This is a genomic window from Streptomyces gobiensis (genome assembly GCF_021216675.1).
Lineage (GTDB): Bacteria > Actinomycetota > Actinomycetes > Streptomycetales > Streptomycetaceae > Streptomyces > Streptomyces gobiensis.
In genome coordinates, this window is the sequence record NZ_CP086120.1 from 3,387,980 (window position 1) to 3,412,730 (window position 24,751).

19 protein-coding genes and 1 pseudogene are annotated in these 24,751 nt (G+C 68.1%); 14 read left to right on the forward strand and 6 right to left on the reverse strand.

All coding sequences use genetic code 11. The features are described 5' to 3' along the window. Positions 1 to 61: 61 nt before the first annotated feature. The 3 genes from test1122_RS15830 to test1122_RS15840 are packed head-to-tail and all read left to right on the forward strand — an operon-like array spanning position 62 to position 2,306. Positions 62 to 736: an urease accessory protein UreF gene (locus test1122_RS15830; RefSeq protein ID WP_232269817.1), complete on the forward strand. Its 675-nt coding sequence runs from the start codon at positions 62 to 64 to the stop codon at positions 734 to 736. Positions 737 to 774: 38 nt separating this feature from the next. Then, positions 775 to 1,464 carry an urease accessory protein UreG gene (gene ureG / locus test1122_RS15835; protein ID WP_232269818.1) on the forward strand — a complete coding sequence of 230 codons (690 nt, stop codon included), beginning with the start codon at positions 775 to 777 and terminating at the stop codon, positions 1,462 to 1,464. Beyond that, positions 1,461 to 2,306: an urease accessory protein UreD gene (locus tag test1122_RS15840; protein ID WP_232269819.1), complete on the forward strand. Its 846-nt coding sequence runs from the start codon at positions 1,461 to 1,463 to the stop codon at positions 2,304 to 2,306. Before ureG ends, test1122_RS15840 begins: the two co-directional genes overlap by 4 nt. Positions 2,307 to 2,319: 13 nt before the next feature. Here the strand turns inward: test1122_RS15840 and test1122_RS15845 are convergent. Then, positions 2,320 to 3,078, reverse strand: a pseudogene (locus tag test1122_RS15845) (IS5 family transposase); the annotation flags it as partial. On the opposite strand from test1122_RS15845, the gene test1122_RS15850 reads away from it, so the two are divergent. Further along, on the forward strand, positions 3,068 to 3,451 hold the full coding sequence (locus tag test1122_RS15850) for a hypothetical protein (protein WP_232269820.1): 384 nt from the start codon (positions 3,068 to 3,070) through the stop codon (positions 3,449 to 3,451). The pseudogene test1122_RS15845 and the gene test1122_RS15850 overlap by 11 nt on opposite strands. 67 nt (positions 3,452 to 3,518) lie before the next feature. Continuing rightward, complete coding sequence (locus test1122_RS15855; RefSeq protein WP_232269821.1) at positions 3,519 to 4,202, forward strand: SMI1/KNR4 family protein; 684 nt, start codon at positions 3,519 to 3,521, stop codon at positions 4,200 to 4,202. Positions 4,203 to 4,325: 123 nt separating this feature from the next. Here test1122_RS15855 and test1122_RS15860 read toward each other — a convergent pair whose 3' ends face one another. The 4 genes from test1122_RS15860 to test1122_RS15875 all read right to left on the reverse strand — a co-directional run bounded on the left by test1122_RS15860 (position 4,326) and on the right by test1122_RS15875 (position 6,644). Then, entirely contained in the window at positions 4,326 to 4,889 is a 564-nt protein-coding gene (locus tag test1122_RS15860; RefSeq protein WP_277879838.1) for a Uma2 family endonuclease, read from the reverse strand. A 424-nt stretch (positions 4,890 to 5,313) separates the two neighbouring features. After that, positions 5,314 to 5,532: a hypothetical protein gene (locus test1122_RS15865; protein ID WP_232269822.1), complete on the reverse strand. Its 219-nt coding sequence runs from the start codon at positions 5,530 to 5,532 to the stop codon at positions 5,314 to 5,316. After that, positions 5,529 to 5,930: a hypothetical protein gene (locus tag test1122_RS15870; protein ID WP_232269823.1), complete on the reverse strand. Its 402-nt coding sequence runs from the start codon at positions 5,928 to 5,930 to the stop codon at positions 5,529 to 5,531. The genes test1122_RS15865 and test1122_RS15870 overlap by 4 nt, the downstream gene beginning before the upstream one ends. A 279-nt stretch (positions 5,931 to 6,209) precedes the next feature. Next, positions 6,210 to 6,644 (reverse strand): ATP-binding protein, encoded by a 435-nt coding sequence (locus test1122_RS15875; protein WP_232269824.1) that lies wholly within the window; start codon positions 6,642 to 6,644, stop codon positions 6,210 to 6,212. A 293-nt stretch (positions 6,645 to 6,937) separates the two neighbouring features. Here test1122_RS15875 and test1122_RS15880 point away from each other — a divergent pair, with 293 nt between their 5' ends. From test1122_RS15880 to test1122_RS15910, 7 genes are all read left to right on the forward strand, one after another. Next, entirely contained in the window at positions 6,938 to 7,783 is an 846-nt protein-coding gene (locus test1122_RS15880) for a helix-turn-helix domain-containing protein (RefSeq protein ID WP_232269825.1), read from the forward strand. A 9-nt stretch (positions 7,784 to 7,792) separates the two neighbouring features. Further along, positions 7,793 to 7,996: a DUF397 domain-containing protein gene (locus tag test1122_RS15885; protein ID WP_232269826.1), complete on the forward strand. Its 204-nt coding sequence runs from the start codon at positions 7,793 to 7,795 to the stop codon at positions 7,994 to 7,996. A 158-nt stretch (positions 7,997 to 8,154) separates the two neighbouring features. Continuing rightward, entirely contained in the window at positions 8,155 to 8,499 is a 345-nt protein-coding gene (locus test1122_RS15890) for a transposase (protein WP_232271928.1), read from the forward strand. Between the two features lie 504 nt (positions 8,500 to 9,003). After that, entirely contained in the window at positions 9,004 to 9,846 is an 843-nt protein-coding gene (locus test1122_RS15895) for a SigB/SigF/SigG family RNA polymerase sigma factor (RefSeq protein ID WP_232269827.1), read from the forward strand. A 66-nt stretch (positions 9,847 to 9,912) separates the two neighbouring features. Continuing rightward, positions 9,913 to 10,140, forward strand: a complete 228-nt coding sequence (locus tag test1122_RS15900; RefSeq protein WP_232269828.1) for a DUF5133 domain-containing protein — start codon at positions 9,913 to 9,915, stop codon at positions 10,138 to 10,140. Positions 10,141 to 10,215: 75 nt separating this feature from the next. Then, positions 10,216 to 10,407 carry a hypothetical protein gene (locus test1122_RS15905; RefSeq protein WP_232272089.1) on the forward strand — a complete coding sequence of 64 codons (192 nt, stop codon included), beginning with the start codon at positions 10,216 to 10,218 and terminating at the stop codon, positions 10,405 to 10,407. A 133-nt stretch (positions 10,408 to 10,540) separates the two neighbouring features. Continuing rightward, a complete protein-coding gene (locus test1122_RS15910) occupies positions 10,541 to 11,347 on the forward strand; it encodes a GAF and ANTAR domain-containing protein (protein ID WP_232269829.1) in 807 nt (268 codons plus the stop codon). A 287-nt stretch (positions 11,348 to 11,634) separates the two neighbouring features. Here test1122_RS15910 and test1122_RS15915 read toward each other — a convergent pair whose 3' ends face one another. Next, the gene (locus tag test1122_RS15915; RefSeq protein WP_232269830.1) at positions 11,635 to 13,185 is read right to left on the reverse strand and encodes an FG-GAP-like repeat-containing protein; all 1,551 of its coding nucleotides are present in this window, start codon (positions 13,183 to 13,185) and stop codon (positions 11,635 to 11,637) included. Positions 13,186 to 13,618: 433 nt separating this feature from the next. On the opposite strand from test1122_RS15915, the gene test1122_RS15920 reads away from it, so the two are divergent. Together test1122_RS15920 and test1122_RS15925 are read left to right on the forward strand one after the other, a co-directional pair. Further along, positions 13,619 to 22,714 carry a DNRLRE domain-containing protein gene (locus test1122_RS15920; protein WP_232269831.1) on the forward strand — a complete coding sequence of 3,032 codons (9,096 nt, stop codon included), beginning with the start codon at positions 13,619 to 13,621 and terminating at the stop codon, positions 22,712 to 22,714. Next, positions 22,708 to 23,238 (forward strand): SMI1/KNR4 family protein, encoded by a 531-nt coding sequence (locus test1122_RS15925; RefSeq protein ID WP_232269832.1) that lies wholly within the window; start codon positions 22,708 to 22,710, stop codon positions 23,236 to 23,238. The genes test1122_RS15920 and test1122_RS15925 overlap by 7 nt, the downstream gene beginning before the upstream one ends. Positions 23,239 to 24,751: the final 1,513 nt, after the last annotated feature.

Sequence of the window (24,751 nt, forward strand, 5' to 3'; positions counted from 1 at the left end):
ACCCGAACCCCGCAGACCTCCCGCAACACCCCTCGCAACGATGAAAGGCAGCCGCTCGCGCATGAGCCGTGCAGCCCTGCTCCTGCTGGCCGACGGCCGCTTCCCCGCCGGTGGGCACGCCCACTCCGGCGGCGTCGAGGCCGCGGTCGCCAACGGAGCCGTATACGACACCGACAGCCTGGAGGCGTTCTGCCGCGGACGCCTGCACACGGCCGGGCTAACCGCAGCCGGACTGGCCGCCGCGGCAGCGGCCGGATACGACCCGCTGATGCTGGACGAGGCGGCCGACGCGCGTACGCCCGTACCCGCGTTGCGGACCGTCGCCCGGCGGCTGGGGCGGCAGATGCTGCGCGCTGCGCGGGCGACGTTCCCGTCCGAGGAACTGGAGCGGCTAGCCACCGCCTGCCCACAGGGCGCCCACCAGCCGGTGGTGCTGGGCCTCGCCGCTCGCGCCGCCGGGCTCGACCCGGTGGACGCCGCCTACGCCGCTGCGTACGAGAACGCGGGCGGCCCGGCCACCGCAGCCGTGCGCCTGCTGAGCCTCGACCCGCTCCACGCCTCGGGGCTGCTGGCCCGCCTCGGCGCCGAGACCGACGGCGTCGCCACTGCCGCCGCCGACGCCGCGGCCCGTGTCCCGGCCGAGGGTGTCGACGCCCTGCCGTCGGCGTCCGCACCGCTCCTGGACATCACCGCCGAACAGCACGCCGCCTGGACCGTCCGGCTCTTCGCCTCCTGACCACGATCCGAACATCCCTGATTCGCAACGGAGTTAGCATGCACCTCGACCACTCCCTGCCTCACCAGCACCTCCCCAGCGCCTCGGCGACCCGGCCCGACGGCAGCCGCCGCGCCCTCCGCGTCGGCCTCGGCGGCCCCGTCGGCTCGGGCAAGACCGCCACCGTCGCCGCCCTCTGCCGCGCCCTGCGCGACCGCTGGTGCATCGCCGCCGTCACCAACGACATCTACACCCGCGAGGACGCCGAATACCTGCGCCGCGAGGCCGTCCTGCCGCCCGAACGCATCACCGCCGTCGAGACCGGCGCCTGCCCGCACACCGCGATCCGCGACGACATCTCCGCCAACCTGGAGGCCGTCGAGCACCTGGAGGAGACCCTCGAATCCCTCGACCTCGTCCTCGTCGAATCCGGCGGCGACAACCTCACCGCCACCTTCTCCAAGGGCCTCGTCGACGTGCAGATCTTCGTCATCGACGTCTCCAGCGGCGACGACATCCCCCGCAAGGGCGGCCCCGGCATCACCACCGCCGACCTCCTCGTCGTCAACAAGACCGACCTCGCCCCGCACGTCGGCGCCGACCTCGCCACCATGGCCGCCGACGCCAAGCAGCAGCGCGGCGATCTCCCCGTCGTCTTCACCAGCCTCACCTCCGACGACGGCATCCGCGAGGTCGCCGACTGGGTCACCGGCCACCTCACCGAGTGGCGAGCCGAGGCAGCCGTATGATCCCCGCCCCACAACTCACCGTCTCCCGCGCCCCGCTGGACGGCGCCCCCGGCGCCGAAGAGCCCGCCGGGCATCCCGACGGAGTACGGGCCACCGCGCTGATCCGCGCCGCGTACAACGGGCGCGTCACCACGCTCCCGCGGCTGCGCAGCGACGGGCCGTTCCACCTTCGGCAGATGCGCACCAGCGGGCGCTCCGCCAGGGTGGGCATCATCGGCGCGATGAGCGCCCCGCTCGGCGGCGACCGGCTCGCCATCGACATCACCGCCGAGGACCACGCCGAACTGGAGGTCACCACGGGCGCCGCCACGCTCGCCCTGCGCGGCCCCACCACTGAGCCCGCTACGTACGACGTACGCCTCACCGCGGGCGAACACGCCGACCTGCGCTGGCTGCCCCACCCCCTCATCAGCGCCGCGGGCAGCAACCTCCGCCAGACGTACACCGCCGAACTCGCCGACACCGCACGACTCGTACTGCGCGAGGAACAGCTCCTGGGCCGCGCCGACGAGGAGCCAGGACACCTCGTCAGCCGACTCCTCATCCACCGCGCCGGACACCCACTGCTCGACCAGCAGTCGGCATACGGCTCCCCGGAACCCGGCTGGGACGGCCCAGCGGTCCTGGGCGGCCACCGCGCAGTCGGCCAACTCCTCTTGGTGAACCCGCAGATGGACATTCAGCGCGAACCCGTACTGCTCCGCGAGCGCTCCCGGGACGGGTGCGCCGTCCTCGCCCCGCTGGCCGGCGGCCCCGCGCTCCTCGCCACCGCAGCAGCACCGACCTCCGCAGCACTACGGGAACTCCTCGACGAGGCCCTCACCCACGCCCTCGGCGCCTAGATTCTGTTTTTTGTCAGCGTCGGATCCAGATGAGGATGCCGGCGAGGTGGAGTGCGGCCTGGTAGGCAAGAGCGAGCTTGTCGGTCCGGGTGGCCAGACCGCGCCACTGCTTGAGGTGGTTGATGCACCGTTCGACGCTGTTGCGCTGCTTGTATGCCTCGGCGTCGAAGCTTGGTGGTCGGCCGCCTCGACTTCCGCGCCGCACACGATGGCCGACCTGGTCGGAGGGTTGCGGGATGACCGCGCGGACTCCACGGCATCGCAGGTGGCTGCGGATGGCGCGGGAGGAGTAGGCGCGGTCTGCCAGGACCGCCGTGGGCCGGGTCCGGGGCCTGCCGGGGCCCTCGCGGGGCACGCAGATGCGGGCCATCACCCTCTCGAAGGCCGGCCGGGGCGTCACCGGCCTGGCCTGCCGTGACGGTGAAGGCCAGGGGCCGTGCCCGGCCGTCTGCGGCCAGGTGGACTTTGGTGCTCAGCCCCCCGCGGGAGCGTTCGAGTGCGTGATCGTCAGGCTCGTCCCGGTCGGTGACCCCTTTTTGCGTGCTCCGGCGGCACGTTGGTGGGCCCGGACGATGGTTGAGTCCACCGACACCGACCAGTCGATGTTGTCCTCGGCATCGGCTGTCGCCAGGACGGCGGCGAGGATCCGTTCCCAGGTGCCGTCAGCGGCCCATCGCAGCAGCCGTTTGTGGGCAGTCTGGAACGGGCCGAGTTCAGCGGGAAGGTCGCGCCAGGGCGAGTTGGCGCGGTACTTCCACGCGATGGCTCTCAACGGAGTCGCCAACGAGTACAGCGTCACACCCTGGAACGGCGGCTACATCGGTATCAGCCAGGACAGCACGGAAGCATTTAGTGGAAAGATTCGCATCTGGCACGGCTGCGCCCCCTACGGCCCGTTCGGCGCCACCATCGGCCAGGACCAGGTCTACCGCATGCCCGAGCCCGGACCGTGGGGTAGCTACGGTGACGGGAACATCATCAGCTACAACGCCCACGCCCATCCCTCACTGCAAAGCGGCGACCGCTGGACCCTGTCCTACAACGTGAACAGCATGGACAACCGCGTTTCCGCTGAGGGCGCGCACTACCGGGACCCGCGTATCTACAAGCCCCGGTTCGTGTCCTTCCGTATCCGCCCCGACTGAGCCAGCAGTAGTCGGGTCCCCGGCTCCCGCTTGCGGAGCACGGGGGCCCGGCGCGAGCATCACCACCATGACAGCCACCGACCTGACGGAATCCTGGGAGCGAATAGAAGCCTGGCTCGCCGCCCACGCCCCCGCATCCCACGCCTCGCTACCGGCACCAGCCGGCCCGGAAGAGATCCAGCGGGCACAGCAACAGACCGGGATCGTCTTCCCCGGTGAACTCACCACCCTGCTGCTTCGACGCAACGGCGCAGGTGACATGGGAACCGAGGTGATCCCGGGATACGAACTTCTTCCCGCTGCCAGTATCGCTGATACCTACACCATGCACCTGAAGTTCCGGGGACGAGAGAGCGAAAGCAGTCCGGAACCCGCAGATGCTGAGTCGGATACCCGGTACGCCGACGACATCGCAAGAGCAGAAGCAGGACGCTCCTGCTTCCACCAGCATCGGGTCTATCTACCCGTCGCCACGAACGGCTGCGGCGGCTATATGGTCCTCAACTACGTCCCCGGAGTAACCCAGGGACGTCTCGGCCAGTTCTCGACCGAAGACGGCGGCACCTCATTCGAGCCGACGCCCACATGGAAATCCCTCACCGCCCTTCTGGAAGCCGTAGCCGACGGGCTCGAAAGCGACGAGCGAATCGTCGAACTCTACGGCGACTGGCAGACCACCGAACGCGACGAAGGCTGGCAAGCCACCGTTGACGAAGACGGCTACCTGGTCTGGGCCGAACCGGAACCATAGGCCAGGTAGACCCGCACCTCGACCGATTGCGCCAGGCCCGGGTGGCAGCCTGCACGGTCCTGCTGCACCGTCACATCAGTATTTGGCCCCGGCCACGGACGTCGGTGGAGGCGTGGCCCTGTGTCAGCGGGTGTCGCTGTAGAGCGGCAAGCAACTCGTTTCGAGGGTGAAGCCGAAGGGGTCGGGAAGGGGAACCTCCTCCCCGAACTTGCCGCGTAGGGAGCCCTGGTAGGACCCCTCTCTCGGGTGTGTGTACAGCGCCCATACACCGTGGCGGGGATCGATGACCAGGAGAGTCCGCACTCCGGCGAGGGCGTACCAGTCGTTCTTCTCGGTGATCTCTCTGGCCTTCTCTGACTTGGAGATCACCTCCACAGCGAGTTCCACATCACCGGGGTCTGCTAGCCATTCGTCGTCTTCATCCCACGCCTCCGGAAGGACCACCAAATCGGGAGTGCAGTAGTCATCCGGGTCGTCTGGCATTGCGATGGACGACACTTCATACGTGGCCAACCCCGCCTGAATTCTCGGTTCGAGCTGCTTCCGCATGCGCCGGATCGTGCCCGCATGCTTGCCACGCGGGGTTGGGGACATCACGAGGTTCCCTCCCAGAATCTCGACGTGCAGGCCGGTGGCCTTTTCGATCTGCTCGGCAACGGCACGCAGGTTGCCGGGACGGGGATGCATGGCGGGCACGGTCACAGATCGTCGCCTCCAGTTCGGTGGCTGGGAATCTCGCGATGACTACACGTTACTGCCCACCAACCTCGCTTCCTCCATCAGACTCAAGATTCCTGCATACGTACTGTTGATGTTAATTGTACATAGGGTAACTATAACGGCTATTCCCACACCCGACTCTGCCGCTACGAGGTCAGGTGGCCGTCATCGCCGGTGGTCATTCCTGGCGGCGTAGCCGGGGCTATTGGTTCCGGCCGAGTGTGGTGTTGCGTCGGTGGCTGTGCGGGCGGTTTTCCACCACTGGTACAGGGCTCGGCTGCGTGAACGCAGCCGTGTGTGTCGTAGCGGCATCGCTGGCAGCCGTAGGTGTGCTCCAGCCAGCGGACCCACCGGTTGTCGGTCATCCTGCGGAGTCTGGCGCGATTGCCGCTCACCGTTCCGTCTCTTCCGGGTCGATCAGCTGACGTAGCCACTCGGCGGTGAAGTCGATGGTGAGGGACATAACCAGTTCCTCGGTGCAGTTGAGCCACTGCTGGCCGACTCCGTCGCGGTGAAGCGGTTCGGTGTGACCGGCCTCAAGGATGCACGGCTGGCCGTAGCAGTTCGCGTGAGGCTGCCGGGCCCCGCACAACGGCCTGGGAACGTTCACTGGATGCTCCCGACCGTCACACCGTGGATCTGGGCCGGACCCACGTCAATGCCGACGGTGGCAAGCCAGAGGGCGCGGCGGCGCTGCCGCTGCACCAGCCACCTGTCCTCGGTGCCGGGGTCTTGCTCTTCGGTGTACCACTGTGCGGGGGCGTAGGGGCGTCCGACGGTCGGTCCTACGAAGATGGGCCCTTGGTCGCGGGCGTACGGACTCTTGTGGCGCGGCAACGGCGCCTGGTGGCGCACGGCGGCATCGAGTAGGGGCATGGACAGGGGCGCGGGCACCGGGTACTCGGTTGTGGAGCGGTGCCGTCCGGTGGCCGGAAACAACCGGGCCAGCACCCACTCGACCAGCGGGGTCAGTGCCAGATTCAGGGCGCGCAGAGTACGCTTCCCCATGTCGTCAACTCCTCGGGTTGGTGGCCGTTCCCCGGGAGGTGGCCGCCTCGCCGGGGTCTTTCTTGCCATGCCGTGTCATGGAATGACACAGATTGATTGGGCTACCTCTGCTCTCGTACGTTTCCGACGACGGCTGAGGTCTCAGAGTGGTCGGGCCCGCGTGATCGCGGGCAACGTGTGGGCCTGGGTCCGCCATCTCCACATGCAGCGTGGTTGTCCTGCGTAACAGCTCCGATGGCGTGCGCGAGCCCGCTAGCCGGAGACGCACGGTGCGGCGCATCAACCGAGCCAGCCTTCCAGTTGGAACCAGAAGGATTTGCCGGGGCCGGGCCCGTCCAGGCAGGTACCGTGGCGGGCTGCGAGTTCGGCGATGAGGTACATGCCGCGTCCGTGGTCGGAGTGGTCGCTGGGGTGGCATACAGCCGGTACGCCGGGCGCGGCGTCGTGGACGTGGATCCGGAACATCCCTGCCGGTAGCCACTCCCCGCAGATGGTGATGGGCTGCGCGCAACCGTTCACCATGCAGGCCGTGATGGCATTGGTCGTCGCCTCGGAGGTGAGAAGGGCGGCCAGTTCGGTGAGCTCCGGGTGCTTGAAGGTGAGCGTGGACGTGCGAACGGTCTCCCGGCAGGTACGCACCCATACGGGGTCGGGCGGAAACGTCAGCGAGAAGCCGGGCATGGTGGCGACGATGCTGGACGGTGTCCGGCACATAGCGGCCTCCAAGTGAGAGGGGGCGGCGCGGATGGGCTGTCTCTGGGTGCCCCGGCCAGCGGCGGTGGCCTGCCGACGCATCAACTCAGTTGCGGCGCCGTGAACTTCCGGCTTAAGCCGTCCGGGGGTGGTGCACTTCTGAAGGTAGAGGAGATAGGTTTCTAATTCACAGCTCTGGAGGTTGCCTTACCTCTATTGGGTGACATGTGTCCGACCCGGTCGTAGGGCGGGTGCCCGGCTGCTAGGAGAGCGTCATGGGACTTCGCACTAGCCCGACACAGAGGCAGCGCCGTTTGGGCATTGAGCTGCGCAGATTGCGCGATGCCGTGCGCATGACGGCGGCCGAAGCAGGTGCCTACGTTGGTATGAGCGGTGCCCACCTCGGACATGTCGAATCAGGGCGCACTCCCATCCCAGAGGACAAGCTCCGGACACTCCTGGCCACCTATGGGTGTGAATCAAAAACCTTCACCGAGGCTCTGGTCGCCTGGAGCGAGGCGCCTCGCGGCTGGTGGTACCAACACAAGCGTGACACCACGGCCTACGCACGAGATTTGGCCGAGATGGAGTCGATGGCCACTCACCTCAGCGAGTTCCAGCCCGTCCACCTGCCTGGCTTGCTTCAAACGCCCGAGTACGTGAAGGCCCTAATCCAGGCCACCTACCCCGACAGCTCCACGGCGTTCACGGAACGCGGCCTTGAGTTTCGGCTGAAGCGGCAGGAGCTTCTGACGCGGCACTCCGCTCCGACCTACCATGCGATTATCCATGAAGCCGCATTCCAGATGCACTTCGTCGACACGGCGATCATGCGTCGCCAAATCGTGCACATCATTGAGGTAGCTCGGCTCCCCCACATCACACTCCAGATCGTGCCTTTCCGTTCCGGCACACTCCCAGCAGTTGGAACCCCGTTCGCCATCTTCTGTGGTAGCGACCCCGCGCTCAGCACGATCTACCTGGAGCACGACGTTGGCTCAGTCTTCCTACACGACCATGAGCACATCACGCGATACGGCGAGATCTTCAACCGCCTCGCTACGTTGGCACTGCCTCCGGTGATCCCTGAGTCCGAACGGGTCTCCTACTCAACGCGGGATTCCTTTAGCCTCTTGCAGCATCTGCTGTACGTACTGTGAGAGGACCCCATGGATGAGCTCGGCTGGCAGAAGTCGTCCTTCAGTAGCGGTGACCCGAACACTAGCTGTGTGGAGGTTGCCACTGACCGAACCGCCGCCCTCCACTTGCGTGAGAGCGACTGTCCGGACGAGATACTTACCGCCACCCACCCGGCAATACGATCCCTCCTAGCCTGTATAAAAGCCGGAGACCTTGACCACCTTGCCCCGTAAGCGACCGCCTCCGCATCGGTGCGGATGCGGATCGCATGACATGTTGCCGACCTGCGAAGCCGTCGGTCGTTCCGGGTAGTACGAGCTGCCCCCGCTGAAAGTCCTAGGCCGTTTGGTTTGGATCATCTGCTCGTTGGTCTGGTGTGTCGTTGACCGATGTGCACTGGTGGCGAATTGAGCCGTTACTCCCGGATCGGACGCCGCGGCGGGGTGGCCGGTGGCGTGACCACCGCGAGGTGATCGACGCGATCGCCTACAAGTTCCAGACCGGAACGCAGTGGGTGCACCTGCCCGAGAAGTACGGGAACTGGCGAGGCGTCTGCAACCGGTTGCGGATGTGGGCCGTCGACGGGACCTGGGAGTGGGTGTTCACCGCGCTGATGGCCCAGGCCGATGCCGAGGAGGACCTGGACTGGGCCGTCTCGGTGGACTCCACGATCGTGCGGGCTCACCAGCACGCGGCCGGGGCCCGCAAAAGGGGCCCCGGCCGGAGAACCGCATGACCACGCGATCGGCCGGTCCCGTGGCTGAAACGCTGCCGCCCAGGTAAGACGCCCCGCCAGGCGCTCGAAGGCGAAGTGAACGGGTTCGCGGGTTCCTGACCTCAAGCGCCGGGGAAGTTGCGCATTGGACGCCCGTTTCGGGAGGTTCGAGGACGAGGTGAGTGGCTTGCGGCTTGTGGTCGGGTGCGGACTGGGAGGATGCCTACGGGCTGGATGCGGGTGGGCCCGGTCGCCGGGTTGTGGGGCGAGAGCTGGGCGGCCGGGCCCGTGTTCCAGCGCTCGGGCCCGGAGCCCACGGTGGCTGTAGCACGCCGAGTGGGAAGTTTGAAGACTTCGAAAATCACGGTTTGGGCTCAGAGTGGTGGGTTAGAAGAGGAACCACGTGCTTGGGAGGTACAGGCACATCCGCGGGAGAGCCGTATCGGCTGACCTGGGTGTGGGCCTGTGCCGCCCTCCTGCGGCTGTCCGCACAGCCAGAGCAATACGGGAGGAGCGAGAACCCTCATGAGCACCACAGTTGGCCGCACCGAACGCGCACGCCGCCGCCATGACGACGCCCCTGACACCACCGCCGACTTCGGGCGTCTGGCCGGCCTGCCCGCCGGCCCGGAGCGGGAGACCCTGCTCGAGAGCGTGGTGGAGGCGTGGCTGCCGATGGCTCACCGCCTGGCCCGCCGTTTCCGCAACCGCGGCGAGACGCTGGAGGACTTGGAGCAGGTCGCCGCGATGGGCCTGTTGAAGGCCGTGGGCCACTACGACCCGGAGCGCGGCGTCCCGTTCGAGCCGTACGCCATCCCCACCATCGTCGGGGAGATCAAGCGGCACTTCCGTGACCACACCTGGGACATCCACGTCCCCCGCCGTGTGCAGGAACTGCGGAACAAGGTGCGCACCGCCATCCGCGAATTGGCCGTCGCCGATCTCGACCGGTACCCCACCATCGGGGAGATCGCCGAGCACGCGCAGATGAGCAACGAGGATGTGCTGACCGGCATGGAGGCCATCGACAGCTTCCGCGCTCTGTCGCTGGACGCCCAGCTGGGCCGCCCCGGGCAGGACGACGACTACTCGCTGGCCGACATCCTCGGCCAGTCCGAGGGACGGTACGACGCCGTCATCGCCCGTGAATCGGTCAAGCCGGCCCTGGCCGGGCTGCCGGAGCGGGAGAAGCGCATCCTTCATCTGAGGTTCTTCCAGGACATGACCCAGTCCCGCATCGGCGAGGAACTCGGCATCTCCCAGATGCACGTCTCCCGCCTGGCCTCCCACGCCTGCAAGAAGGTGCGCGAGCAGGTCGAGGCCGAGGCCACTGAAGCCGCTGACGCTCCGGTGCCGGCCGCGGCCTGACCTGGGCGAGAGCCCGTCGCCGCGCACCGCCATCTGCTTGCCCGCTTGTGAAAGGAAACTCCTGCCATGCTCATGGCCCATCCCGCCGTTCTGTCCGATCTGATCGCCCAGTACGAGACGCTGAGCGCCCTGCACGCCGAAGAGGGCTCCGCCGAGGCGCGGCAGCGGCTGAACGATGTCTCCTACACGCTGTGCGTGGCCACCGGCACCTGCGACGTCGACGCGGCGCTGATCGCCGCCCGGCACCAGCTGCCCGGTGCCCGTACCGAGGACGACTCCCTCCTGGCCGCCTGAGCCCCAGGCCGGCACCGAAGGGCCCCGGCCTGACCGACCCCCTGGCACGCCGGGGCCCAGGCACGATCTGAGAAAGTGAGCAGTATCACCGTGATGACCACCACACCTGAGAGACCCGGCAACGCGCCGATCTTTGAGGTCCTCATACAGGAACACGGCGACGTCCTCGCCGAAGCACGCGAGGCCGCCCAGGCCACCGAAAGCGAAGCGGCTCGGGCGCTGGACTGGAGTGACCTGCACCCCGCCGCCGAAGACGAGGACGAGTGACCTCACTGTGGGGGCCGCAGACCCGGCGGGCTGCGGCCCCCACAGTGAGCACCGGCACTCTCGTGCCGCACCGCTCCCATCCGCGGTTTTAATGGGAGGACGCGACCAGTGGCGAGAGGGGAAGGACGTGACGGTGAGCAAGTTGGCGACGGTGTCCTCGGGGGCCTCCGAGGAGGCGCGACTGGCGGCGGTGCGGCGCTACGAAATCCTCGACACCCCGCCCGACGGGGCCTTCGACCGAGTGGCGGCGCTGGCGGCACGGTTCGTCGACACGCCGATGGCGACGGTGACGATCGTGGATGAGGACCGTATCTGGTTCAAAGCCGCCCATGGCCTCAGCGGCGCGAGCGAGATCGGCCGCGACCCGGGCCTGTGCGCGTCGGCGGTCCTGCAGGACGAGCCGTACCTGCTCCCGGACACTCTGAAGGACCCCGAGGCAGCGGCCAATCCGCTCGTGACTGGCGAACTGGGTCTGCGGTTCTACGCCGCCGCCCCGATCGTCACCGCCGACGGCTACCGGCTGGGCACCGTCAACGTTCTGGGCACCGAACCGCGCCCGATCGCCCCGCGTGAGGCGGACACGCTGCGCGACCTTGCCTCGGTCGTCACCGACGAACTGGAGCTGCGGCTGGCCAGTATGCACGCCGTCCAGCTGGAGCGGGAGCTGCGGGCCAGCCAGGAAGCCGAGATGCGCACCGCGATGGAGTCCCACGCTGCCATCGACCAGGCCATGGGCATCTTGATGAAGGCCCAGCGCTGCGACGCCGCCGCCGCATGGGACATCCTCAAGCGCATCTCTCAGAACACCAATACCAAAATCCGCGTGCTCGCCGAGGCCACCACCGGCCTGGCCACCGGCGTCAGCACCGTCCCTGTGGAGAGCACGGTGGAGGCCCCGCTGCGCCGCGCACTCAGGCCCCTGCCGCGAGGCCGCTCCTGATCATCTGGCCCACATCCCACGCCCGCTCGCGGGCATGCGGCTGGGAGCGGCACCGGGGGCTGCATTCCGAACCCTCCGGCGCCTACGCCCGCAACGTGCGCGCTGCGCTGCCTGGGCGCACCACCCAGAGTTACCGGCGGGAGGGGAGGCGAAACCGGGGGTCCGGCGAGAAACGGGAATGGCCGCTACGTGTTCGGCTGGGCTGCGAGGGCGTCGGCGGCGGTGGGGTAGGCGGGCATCAGCCGGTCGAGGCTCCGGCACCGGGACGGCTCAGCGCCCAGTCGGCGTCAACGCGGCAGCGCGATCCCGAACGCGTCCCCGTGGCTTCCGGTCGCGAGCCCGAAGTCGGCCTCGGCGTAGGCCGTCGCGGATTCCAGCGTCCCCGGACTGACCTTGAGCACGGTCACCGTCCCGGCCGCGTTGCCGGGCGCCCCGATCAGCGGCTCCACCCGGCCGTCCCCGTCGGTGTCCAGCGCGCCGACGGTCCAGCCGAAGTGGTCGTGCTTGGCGACGACGCCGGGCACGCCTTCGACGTCCTGGTCCACCCAGACCCGGCCCGTGGTGGAGATGCCGCCGGTGGCGTTGCCGAACAGCACCAGGGCGGCACCGGAGCCGGTGGCGGTGCCGATCGCCTCGCTGCGCATGCCGACGATGAGGTCGTCCACCCCGTCCCCGTCGAAGTCCCCGGCGGCCAGCGAACTCGCGAAGTAGTCCTCCGGCTCGGGACCGCCGGGGACGCCCGGCGTGCCCTGATCGAAGAGCTCCACGTTGTCGTGGGAGACGCCGTCTGCGCTGCCGTAGACGATGGCGAGGCGCCCGGCGGCACCGTCCTCGCCGACCTTCTGGTCGGCGACCCCGATGGCGATGTCGAGGTAGGGGTCCTCGTTGAACCGGCCCACCGCCAGGGCGCTGCCGGAGAACTCAGTGACGCCGTCGAGGTACTTCGAGGCGATGTAATCCCCGCTCGCCGGAGCGTCGTTGACGGGCCCGTACATCACCACGGTCGAACCGCGGTCCGAGCTGCCGGTGATCTGCTCGCCCAGGGTGGCCGCGACCAGATCGTCGGTGCCGTCACCGTTGATGTCCCCGATGGTGAGCTGCTCCCCGAAACGGTCGTCCGTCTCCGGGCCGCCGGGGACATTCGGGGTGCCTTGGTCGATCCAGATCGCGGAGGTGGCGGTGAGCCCGTCGGCGGAGCCGAACAGCAGGCGGAGTGAGCCCGCGTTGGGCTTGCCGTCGACCGCGTCCATCGGCTGGCCGATCGCCAGGTCGTCGTGGCCGTCCCCGTTGAGGTCACCGGCGGCCAGCGCGTAGGCGAAGAACTCGTCCTTGACCACGGTTCCGGGAATGCCGGTGGTGTCCTCGTGGAAGCTGTCGATGCGGGTGCTGGAGAGGCCGCTCGAGGTGCCGTAATGCACGGTCAGAAAGCCCGCACCCTCGGTGGTGCCGATGGCCTCCACCGGGGCACCCACGGCGAGATCGGCGTAGCCGTCGCCGTCGAAATCACCGCTGGCGAGTACCTGCCCGAAGGCGTCCTTCTCCTCGGCGGCTCCCGGTACTCCGGTGGAATCCTGGTTGAGCAGCGAGGCGCTGCTCGCCGGACCGGTAAGTGTGCCATCGGCTATCAGTACGGAACCCGCCTCAGCGCTCCCGCCGACGGTGTCGCCGGGAATGCCGACTGTGAAGTCCGGAATGCTGTCGCCGTTGAAGTCGTATGCCGCGGTCTGTGCCGCGCCTCCCGTGAGGGCGAGAAGAGCCACCGTCCCGGCACCGGCGAGCAGCCCGGCAGCCGCGAGCCACTTGCGGGAGCGGAGCAGGCTCGTTTTCTTCTCGGTCATGGCAGCCCTTCTTGACCATGCGGGAGCAATCGACGGCGCAGCGTACCCATACGCAGGTCTCGGCTTGATCACAGCGACTGGTTGTTCTAGCCGTCTCGAGCTTTGTCGGGGCGTCAGAAGTCGCCTCACGGACTGCGCGAACACTGCTGACTGCGTGCTGACGATGTGTCAGTGATCACAAATTGATACCGAAACCGGTTATTTATTTGTTGTTTGGTCATCTCGGAATCGCGTCTTCCGATCGTTTAATGTGTTCGCCGTTTGCTCATGCCGATCTCCGGGTCGGTGAACGTGCGCTCTGCACGCCATGGCCGACCGTCCTGCCGGGTGGTCGGCCTCGTTGTAAGGGAGAGTTGTGTCCATACCGCGCCATCGCGTGCTTCCGGGATTCCTTCGGCGGCGACCCGGGCGCGGACCGCGCGGAATGGGCCTGATGTCCGGCAGTGTGCTGCTGGCGCTGGGGGCCGGGCTGTTGTCCGTGCCCGCCTGGGCCGCCGCCCCGCAGACCGTCGTTGCCGCGACAACGGAGGATTCGCCGAAGCAGCGGACGGGAACGGCAGCCGGGCGCGACCACGAGGTGTCCGCCGAACGCACCGACGCCACCGGCAAGAACTCCAAGAAGCCCACGGAACTCCCCGCATCCGACGACGCGCTCCCCCTGCACAAGCCGGGGCCGGGCTTCGCTCCGGTGGAGCCGCAGCCGAAGACGGTGTCCCTGGGGAAGACGTCCCAGAAGCCTGGCTCCGACGTCACCGGCTACGACCCAAAGGGCAGCGAGGAGCTGCCGGGCAAGCGGACGGCCGGATCCAAGGAGTTCCGCAATCCGGACGGAACCCACACGACGCGGGTCTACGCCAAGCCCGTCCACTTCAAGAACAGTTCGGGTGACTGGCGGGACATCGACACCTCACTGGTTGCGGCCGAGCAGGCCACTGACGGCACGACCTCCCGGTACGCACCGGCAGCCGATGACAGCGGCCTGACCGTGGCCGCCGAGGGCGACGACCCCGCTCTGGCCGCCCTTGAGGTCGGCGCCTCCGATCACCGCGTGGCCTTCGGGCTCGACGGCGCCGCCGACGTCACCGCGCAGGTGAACGGCGACGTCGCCCGCTACACCGGCATCCGTCAGGACGCCGAGCTGACCCTGCGGGCGGGCCACGGGTCGATCAAGGAAACGATCGTCCTCAACGCCCCCACCGCACCCCGCACGTGGACCTTCCCGCTCACGCTGGACGGGCTCACCCCGGAGCTCGACACGAACGGTGCGGTGCTGCTGAAGGACGCCGCCGGGGACGTCCAGGCCGTGATCCCGACCGGCTGGATGGAGGACTCCGCCACCGACCCCGAGTCCGGCGGCCCCGCCGTTTCCGGAGGCGTGACCTACCAGCTGGCGCAGCGGGACGGTCAGTGGCTGCTGAAGGTGGTCCTCGACGACGCCTGGCTGGACGCACCGGAGCGTGAGTATCCGGTCCTGGTCGACCCCAGCGTGGACAACATCGAGACCTACGGCGACGCCTTCGTCCAGGACGACTGGCCGGACTCCAACTTCGGCGGGGACGACGAGCTGAAGGTCGGCAGCTACGACGGCGGCGGCAGCCGCGCCATCAGCTTCCTGCGCTTCGACAACGTCACCAGCCAGCTGAAGAATCGTTACATCCTCAACGCCGACCTGGGCCTGTTCAACCACTGGTCCTCCTCCTGCACGGCCCACGAGGTCCGCGTCCACCAGGTGAAGCAGGCATGGCAGGCCGGCACGGTCACCTGGAACAACCGGCCGTCCATCGACTCCACCCCGGTGGCCACCGACTCCTTCGCTCATGGGGAGAACTGCAGCGGGGCCAAGTGGGAGGTCATCGACCTTGGCCAGAAGGGCGTGGAGCTGACCCAGGGCTGGGTCGACGGCTCCACCGCCAACTACGGCCTCAGCCTGCGCGCTTCCTTCACCGACAGTGGTGCCTGGAAGCGCTTCGGGAGCAAGAACTCCGCCAACGAGCCCTACATGGCGATCACCCACAGCTCCTGGGGCGCCGAGTACACCGTCGGCTCCCAGACCGCCCCGCTCACCGGCCACCAGGGCGGCGAGGTCACGGTGACGGTCAAGAACCTCGGTGACCTCACCTGGGAAGCGTCCGGCTGGAACGAGTTCCGGCTCGGCACCCGGGTGCGGGACAATGACACCGGCGAACTGCTCGACGCCGTCGCCCTCAACCGACTCAACGAGCGGGTCACCCCAGGCGACTCGGCCACCGTGAGCGCCCGGGTACCCGCGCTGCCGCCGGGCGACTACACGATCAATTTTGATATGCAGCGGCTGAAGGACCAGCGCTGGTTCTCCAGTGAAGGTGTCCCGGCGGTCGCCTTCACGATCACCTCCCAGGACGTCGGTCCCAAGGTCACCGATGTCTACCCGCACCCCGGCGGCCGGGTCGGCAGCCTGACCCCGACCCTCTTTGCGGACGCCGTGTCCCTGGACAACTGGCCCGTCGGAGCGGACATCGACTACTGGTTCGAGATCTGCGAAGGCACGGCCGACGCCCCGGTCAACTGCGTCAACTCCACCTGGGTCGAGAACCGCACTTGGACCGTCCCGGCGAACACCCTGAACTGGGGAGAGCAGTACATCTGGCGGCTCAAGACCCGGGAGGCCACCACCGAGGGGCCGATGAGCCCCTACTACACCCTCACCACGGCGGTCGAGCAGCCCGCCATCACCTCCCACCTGGGCGGGCAGGGCGTCAGTGGTGCCGGACGCGAGGTCGATCCGCAGATCGGCAACTACACCACCACGGACACCGACGCCAAGGTGGCCACGGCAGGCCCCGCGCTCACGGTCAACCGCACCTACAACAGCCGTGACCCCCGCACCGACAACGCCTTCGGCGCCGGCTGGTCCACCCGGTACGACATGCGCGTCGAGCCGGACACCGACGGCACCGGAAATGTCGTCGTCACCTACCCCAGCGGCCGTCAGGTGCGGTTCGGCCAGAACCCCGACGGCAGCTACGCACCGCCGTTCGGCAGCTTCGCCACCCTCACCGCCCCCACCGGCGGCGGCTGGCAGCTGACCGACAAGAACCAGACCAGCTACGTCTTCGACGACCAGGGCCGGATCACCGAGGTCACCGACTTCCGCGGCCGTCAGCAGACGATGGCGTACAACGCAGCGGGCGAGCTCACCACCGTCACCGGTGTCGGCGGCCGCGCCCTGCAGCTGACCTGGTCCGGCAGCCATGTCGCCACCGTCACCACGGAAGCGCCCGACGCCAACACCGCCCCGCTCACCTGGAACTACACCTACTCCGGTGACCAGCTCACCGAGGTCTGCGGTCCCGAGGACGCGGCGGGCGCCTGCACCGCGTACACCTACGGCAACGGCTCGCACCACCGCACCGTCGTCCGGGACGCCGGACCGTTCTCCTACTGGCGGCTGGGCGAGCAGGCCGGCGCCGAGCAGGCGCACAGCGACCTGCTGCTGGACGGCGACGACCGCGCGGGCACCTACCGGGACGTCCAGCTCGGCACCGCGGGTGCCCTCGCGGGCAGCCCGGACACCGCGGCCACCTTCAACGGCACCTCGTCCTACGTCCAGCTGCCGGACCAGATGGTCACCGACACCCCCTACCTCACGGCGGAGCTGTGGTTCCGCACCACCGGCAGCGGTGTCCTCCTCAGCTACCAGGACCACACCCTCGAAGAGGCCACCACCGGCGCCTTCACCCCCGCCCTGTACGTCGGCACGGACGGCAAGCTGCGCGGGGAGTTCTGGAACGGCACCGTCGCGCCCATCACCTCCACCCAGACGGTGAACGACGGTGCCTGGCACCACGCGGCCCTCAGCGCCGCGGGCAACACCCAGACCCTCTACCTGGACGGCACCAAGGTCGGCTCTGCCAGCGGGGAGATCGTCCAGAACAACCAGCGCTACGTCTACCTGGGCGCCGGCTACTGGGACGGCTGGCCCGGCACCACCGGCACCATCGGCCACTTCGCCGGGGACATCGACGAGGCCGCGGTCTACACCCGCCCGCTGGGCACCCAGACCATCGCCGAGCACCACGCCTCCGGCACCACCGCCCAGCAGCTCACCAAGGTGACCCTGCCCAGCGGCCGGGTGCACGCCCAGGTCAGCTATGACGCGGTGCGCGACCGGGTGTCCTCCTACACCGACGCACACGGCGGCACCTACAAGCTGTCGGCCCACCAGCTCACCGGCACCGAAGGCCAGCCCGCCGGTGACGACGAGGCAGCGGTGCAGGAAGACCCCACGATCACCGTCACCATCACCGACCCCGACGAGCGCAAGTCCAGCTACACCTACGACCCGCTCCAGGGCAACCGGGCGATCTCCCAGACCGATGTGGCGGGCCACACCGCGACGTTCGACTACGACCAGGGCGGCTTCCTGGCCTCCACGACGGCCGCCGACGGCACCGTCACCCGGCTGGGCCACGACAGCCGCGGCAACAAGGTCTCGCAGACCACGTGCCGGAAGACCGACGACCCGGCCACCTGCCACACCACCTACTACGAATACTTCCTCAACGCGGACGACCCGCTGGACCCGCGTAACGACCAGCTCATCGCCGAGCGCGACGCCCGCTCCGCGGACGAGACCGACACCACCTACCGGACCTCGTACGGCTACAACACCTTCGGCGACCGCACCTCCACCACCACCCCGGCCACCCCGGACTTCCCCAACGGCCGGACCGTCACCCACACCTTCACCGACGGCACCGAAACCGCGGTCGGCGGCGGGAGCGTCCCGGCCGGCCTCCTGGCCGCCACCACCGACACCCGGGGCGGCGTCACCACCCGCGAGTACTACGCCACAGGCGACCTGGCCAAGGTGACCGACCCGGCTGGCCTGGTCACCGAATACCTCTACGACGCCCTGGGCCGGGAAACCACCCGCACCGTCATCTCCGACGCACACCCGGCAGGCGTCACCACCTCGACCAGCTACGACGGCGAGTCCCGCGTGGCGACGTCCACCGGCCCGCCGACCACCAACCAGATCACCGAAACGCAGCACCAGGCCGAAACCACCTACACCTACGACGCCGACGGCAACGTCCTCTCCGAATCCGTGGCCGACCTGGTGGGCGGTGACACCACCCGCACCACCACCCGGACCTACGAAGCCCACGGCCGCCTGGCCAGCCTCACCGACGCCGAGCAGCGCAAGGAGACCTACACCTACGACGTCTACGGCCACCAGACCAGCCGCACCCTGCCCGGCGGCCAGACCTTCCGCTACGCCTACACCCCGCGCGGCAACCTCGCCGAGGTGACGCTGGCGGACTACACCGGTGACCCGAACAACCCCAGCCTGGCCTCCGACGTCGTGCTCGACTCCTACGCGTACGACCCGCAGGGCCGTCTGGGCGAGCACACCGACGCGATGGGCCGCATCACCGAGTACACCTACTTCGATGACGGCCTGCTGGCGAAGGAGACCCTGCGCAACTACCAGGACCCGGACGGCACCACCCGCCCCCTGGACCTGACCAGCCGCTCGTACGACCCGGCCGGAAACCTGGTCAAGGAGGTCACCGGCAATGGCGAGGTGACCACCACCTACGAGGCGGACGCCGCCGACCGCACCACCGCCACCGTCCTCGACCCGGCCGGGCTTGCCCGCCGCACCGAGTACACCTACGACGCGGGCGGCGCCGTGCTCACCGAGACCCGCACCGGAGCGGGCGGAACGCGCACCGAGAAGATCACATACGAGCGGAACATCGTCGGCGAGATGACCCGCCGGACGGTGGAGAACGGCACCGAGGACCTGGTCACCACCCGCGTCCTCGACGATCGCGGTCTCGTCCTCTCCGAGACCGCCCCGCGCGGCAACGTCACCGGAGCCGACCCGGCCGCGTACACCACCGACTTCACCTACGACGCCCTCGGCCGTCTCACCCAGGCGCAGGCGCCGCCGGTGACCGTCGAGGTCCACCAGGTGACCCCGGCCGCCGAACGCCCCACCACCCGGCAGGGCTACAACACCTTTGGCGACCTGACCTCGACCGAAGACCCCAACGGCCAGGTCACCCGTTCCACGTACGACCGCCTCAGCCGCCCCGTCAAGACCACGCTGCCCGACTACACCCCGCCCGGCGGCACGACCCCGCTCACCCCCACCGTCACCCGCACCTACGACGCGGCGGGCAACCTGGCGAGCGAGACGGACCCCCTCGACAACACCACGTCCTACGAGTACGACCAGCTCGACAACCTCGCCAAGGTCACCGCGCCCGCACCCACAACAGGCGCGACCGCCCCGGTGTCCACCTTCACCTACGACCTGCTCGGCGAGCAGCTGTCGGCCACCGACCCGACCGGAGCCCGCACCGAGGCCACCTACGACGAGCTCGGCCGGCCCATCACCAGCACCGTGATCGAACGCCACCCCACCTCAGGGGCGTTCACCACCACCCTCGCCTACAACGACAGCGGCGACCTCACCTCCACCACCAGCCCCACCGGGCTGGAGACCGCCAAGGCGTACAACGCCGCAGGCCAGCCGACCTCGGTGACCAACCCGGCCGGGCAGTCCACCACCCTGGACTACGGCCCCACCGGTCTGCCCGCGTCTGTCACCGACCCGCTGGGCACCACCGCCCGGACCAGCTACGACCTGGCGGGCCGGGCCATCGAGGTGGCCGAGGAGGACTCCGCCGGCGCCGTGCTGCGCACCCGTAGCACCGCGTACGACGTCGACGGCAACCCGGTGTCCGCCACCAACCCGCTCGGCCACACCGTCCAGCGGACCTTCGACGCCCTGGGCCGCCTGACGGAGCTCACCGAACCGGTCGACGCGGAGTCGTCCATCACCACCACCTTCGGCTACGACGCCGCGGGCCACCGGACCCGCCTCACCGACGGCCGGTCCAACACCACCTGGTACACCTTCACCAGCCACGGCCTGCCCGAATCCACCGTCGAACCGGCCACCACCGCTCACCCGGACGCGGCGGACCGCACCTGGACCACCGTCTACGACGCCGCGGGCCAGCCGGTGAAGGAGCGGCTGCCCGGGGGCGTCACCCAGGAGCGCACCCACGACGCCCTGGGCCGCGTCACCGAGGCCACCGGCTCCGGTGCCGAGGCGACGACGACCCCCGACACCTTCGGCTACGACCTGGCCGGGCGCCTGACCTCGGTCAGCGCCCCGGGCGGCACCAACAGCTACACCTACGACGACCGCGGCAACCTGCTCAGCGCCGACGGCCCCTCGGGCACCGCCACATTCGCGTACAACGCGGACGGTCGCCTCACCCAGCGCACCGACGCCGCCGGCACGGCCACCTTCGGCTACGACGCGGCGGGCCGTCCCGCCTCAGCGGCCGACCCGCTGACCGGGACGACCCAGACCTACGGGTACGACGGTGCCTCCCGCCTCACCTCGGTCGGCTACGGCACGAGTGCGGCCACCCGCACCTTCGCTTACGACGACCTGAGCCGCCTCAGCTCCGACAAGCTGGCCGCCCCGGACGGCACCACCACCGCCTCCGTCGGCTACACCTACGACACCGCGGACCGCCTGACCGGCAAGTCCACGACCGGCACGGCAGGCTCCGGCGATCACACCTACACCTACGACCACGCCGACCGGCTCACGAGCTGGACGGCCACGGACGGCACGATCACCGACTACACCTGGGACGCGGCGGGCAACCGCACCGGCGTCGGCACGGACACCGCCACCTATGACGAAAGGAACCGCCTCCTCACCGCAGGCGCCAAGACCTACACCTGGACCGCCCGCGGCACCCTTACCTCCGTCACCGACGGCACCACCACCCAGTCCACGGCCTACGATGCCCTGGAACGCCTGATCACCAGCGACGGCACCACCTACGCCTACGACGGCCTGGGCCGCCTGGTGAAGCGGGGCACCGCCACCGTCCAGTACGCGGACCAGTCCAACAACCTGGTTTCCGGCGGCGGCCAGCTCGTCTTCCGCAGCCCGGTGGGCGAGCCCCTGGCCACGGCTGCCTCCGACGGCACGGGCGCCACCGCTGTCCTGTCCGACCAGCACGACGACGTCACCGGCAACTTCGACCCGGCCACCGGCACCCTGTCCGGCTCCTCGGCCTACTCCCCGTTCGGCAAGTCCACGGCGCAGCAGGGCTCTTCGGGCACGCTGGGCTACCAGGGCGAGTACACCGACCCGGACACGGGCCGGGTGAACATGCACTCCCGCTGGTACGACCCGGAGTCCGGTGGCTTCTCCTCCCGCGACACCTGGACCCTGACCCCCACCCCCTCCATCCAGGCCAACCGCTACACCTACGCAGGCGCCAGCCCCCTGCTGAACACAGACCCGAGCGGACACTGCTTCGGCCTGTGCGTTGCCGCGGGAGTGGGCGCTGCGGCCGCTGCGGAAGCTTTCGGCTGGTCCGTCTTCGGGGCGGTGGTGGTGCTGGGAACGGGTGCGGTCGTCACAGAGGGACTGAACTCCTCGGGCAGCTCCAGCAGCTCGTACACCTCCAGTTGGAGCAGTACTCATTCAGCGACTGAGGCAGCGGTCCGCGCGCAGGCGGAGGCCATGGAGATTGCTGCCATGCGTGCCGCGCTGAGGGCAGCCCAAGCAGCCGCTGCGGCCGCTGCCGCAGCGGCAGCCGCCAAGGCCGCCCAGAAAGCCCGAAACAACGGAGGCGGCGGAGGAGGCGGAGGAGGCGGAGGAGGCGCCGGGGGAGCTGGCGCAGCCACTGTAGGCGGAGGGCTGGGGACACTCGTAGCCCCGATCGTGCCCCGTACACCTCCGCCCCCACCCCCACCGAACTGGCCCAAGATCCTGAAGGATCTGCTCAAGAAGCGGACGCCCCGCCCACCTTCTGACGCCACGACCGACCCTGAACACGAGCAGTTCGTCGAAGACTCCGCTACCACCGTACGCGGAAGGTTCGAACCCACCGAAGAGGAACTGCGCGGCTACCTCCGACTGTTCCCAGATCTCGGGGAGAACGAAGACCTCAGGAACGAACTCGGCCTGGGCCCTATGCCCGAGGGCGCACCGGACAACGGCAACGACAGCGACTCGGACGACGATCCGTGCTCGCGCCCGCGGAGCGAGCGGTTCCACTATCAGCCCCTCGTCAACGGACGTCCGACAGGGGCCAGTGCACTGCTGTGCCCGCATGACCTGAAGAAGCCGAACCAGGGTCGTGATGACAACGGGACGCCCTATGTCGCAGGCTTCCCGGAGGAGAATCCTAAGGATGGACGTACCTATCGCTTCAACCGGACGCATATCATTGCGGACCGCTTCGGCGGTGAGTGGCGATCGGAGAACTTGTTCACCGGGTACAGAAAGATGAACAAGAGTGGCATGTTCCGATGCGAGAACAGGATCGCCGCTGAGCTGAATGCAGGAAATCCGGTACTCTACTCCGGGCAGCTAAGTTATTCGGATAAATCGACGCAAATGCCAGATGCCATCCATATGACGGCTATAACGAAGAGTGGAGTACTCGTCAACACCCCGGTAGCGAACCTGCAGAGGAATGGTCATTCATGTTGAGCACGGTCGACGAATTGGAGCGAGCCCTGCCGGGACTGCGCGCCCTGCGCGCCGCTCGGAGCCGGAAGATCAACTGGCCGGAGGTCGTACGTGCGCTGGGCACGGACCTGCCCAGTGACTACAAGGAGCTGTGCGAGGCGTACCCGAGCTTCTCCATCGGGGACTTCCTGCTCGTGGCGACTCCTCAGGGGAGTGAGTCCGAGTTCGCTGTGGAAATGATGGAAGCCCTGGATGTGCTGGAGGACCTGGCCGAGGCCGACATGTCTGGTGGATACGCTCCCTACCCCCGGCCCGGAGGGCTCCTGCACTGCGCCGAATCGAGCTCGGGTGACACCTTCTACTGGCGTACGGGCGGAGACGATCCGGATGCCTGGCCTGTGGTGGTGAGCACGCGGAATGATGATTGGTGGGAGTATGACGAGGGATTCGTCTCGCTCCTGGCGGGGCTGATCTCCGGGGAGGTAACGCCCTGGGGACTTCCGGAGCCGTTCCTTGGCAGTGATGCCGAGGTGAAGCTGGCGTAAGGAGTCGAGCCGCGGGGCGTGTGCCGCTGAGGTCAAGGTGCCGGGGTGGTGACGTCGTCGTTGCGGATGTCGGTCAGCTCATGCGGCTCCAGGGTGCCGTCCGCTGGTTCGGTGAGGAACATCCCCGAAGATCAGGTGACCTGTTGATGTTGCATCAGTTGGAGCAAGCGCTGCCAGCGCTGCTTGTTCATCGGAAGGGCGAGTCCCGGTCGATCAATTGGGAGATTATTTCTCGGGAAGTGGGAACAGGGTTCCCGTCTGACTTCGTAGAGTTCTCCAATTGGTACTCGTGTCTGACTCTTGACGACTTCCTTTCAATTCATATCCCGAGGCCAGGAGAGGAGAAATACTTCGTTTCGGGTATTCGTGGGGATATGCGAATCCTGGGTTCGCTGCGAGACTCCGAAATGTCGCACGGGTATGCACCGTTTCCGGAGCCTGGTGGTCTAATTCTCTGGGGTGATTCATGTGATGGTGATAGATTTTACTGGCGTACGACAGAGGAAGGTCCTGATAGTTGGACCATGGTCGTAAGTGGTCGTAACGATGACTGGTGTGAATTCCAGGGAAATCTGACCGAGTATTTGGTTGGACTGGTGACGGGGACGGTCCTTCCGGATGGTTTGCCTCCAGACTTTCCCGGTCGAACACCTAGTGTTGAGTCTGACTGATTGGAGTCAGAAGCGCAGACCCCTTACGGATACGCGATGACACGATCAACAGTTCCGCTGCCCAGGGGGCGGCGAGCACGTGTACCGGCTGGTGACAGTCGGCTCGTGGTCCGTTCCGAATGACCCCATCGCTATCTACAGCGACGCTGGCCCGGTGCCGGAGCCTTAGAGCGTGCAGATCAACAAGTTGAGTCCTTGAGCACTTGACACCACAGCTCAGGCAGGGCGTTCGAAGGCAAGTTGAATCTCTGCAGGCCCTAAGCGACGGTCTCAAAGGCACCGAGGCCCATCCGCGGCCGATCTTCGATGGTGGCGCTCACCGTGCCCTCCTCGTCCTCTGTCTCCGAGTGTGCCCAGGCCTATCGTACGAGGGGCCGGCGTGGGAGTGAGGTACCCCAGCCTCGGGGCACGGTCCCCGCCCGGCAAAGGAACCCGGCGATCTTGCCCTGCCGATTGGTAACCACATTCGTCAGGCATGAATCGGCGGCAGTCGGCTATGCCCGACCTACGCAAGTGCGCCGGTCCGAGCTGCCGCTCTGCGCAATAACTGGGAACGTGGCGCGCTCGGCGCGGCTCGGTTGCTGCTTCCGGTGGACAGCGACTGGGTCGGGGAGTCGTCATGGATGGCGGCTGCCACGGTCGTTGCCCCAGCGGCCGAGGCCAGTAAGGGTGGTGGCCGCGACGCATCGTGAGGCCGTCGACGCTGTCGCCCGGCTGACGCTCACCCCGGATGGTGTGCTGCTGGTTTGAACGGGCTGGCCTGGCACACCAAAACAAGAGTGAGCGACCGCCTCCGCACCGCATCGGTGCGGAGGCGATTGGAGGCCACGTTGCGAGGAGGC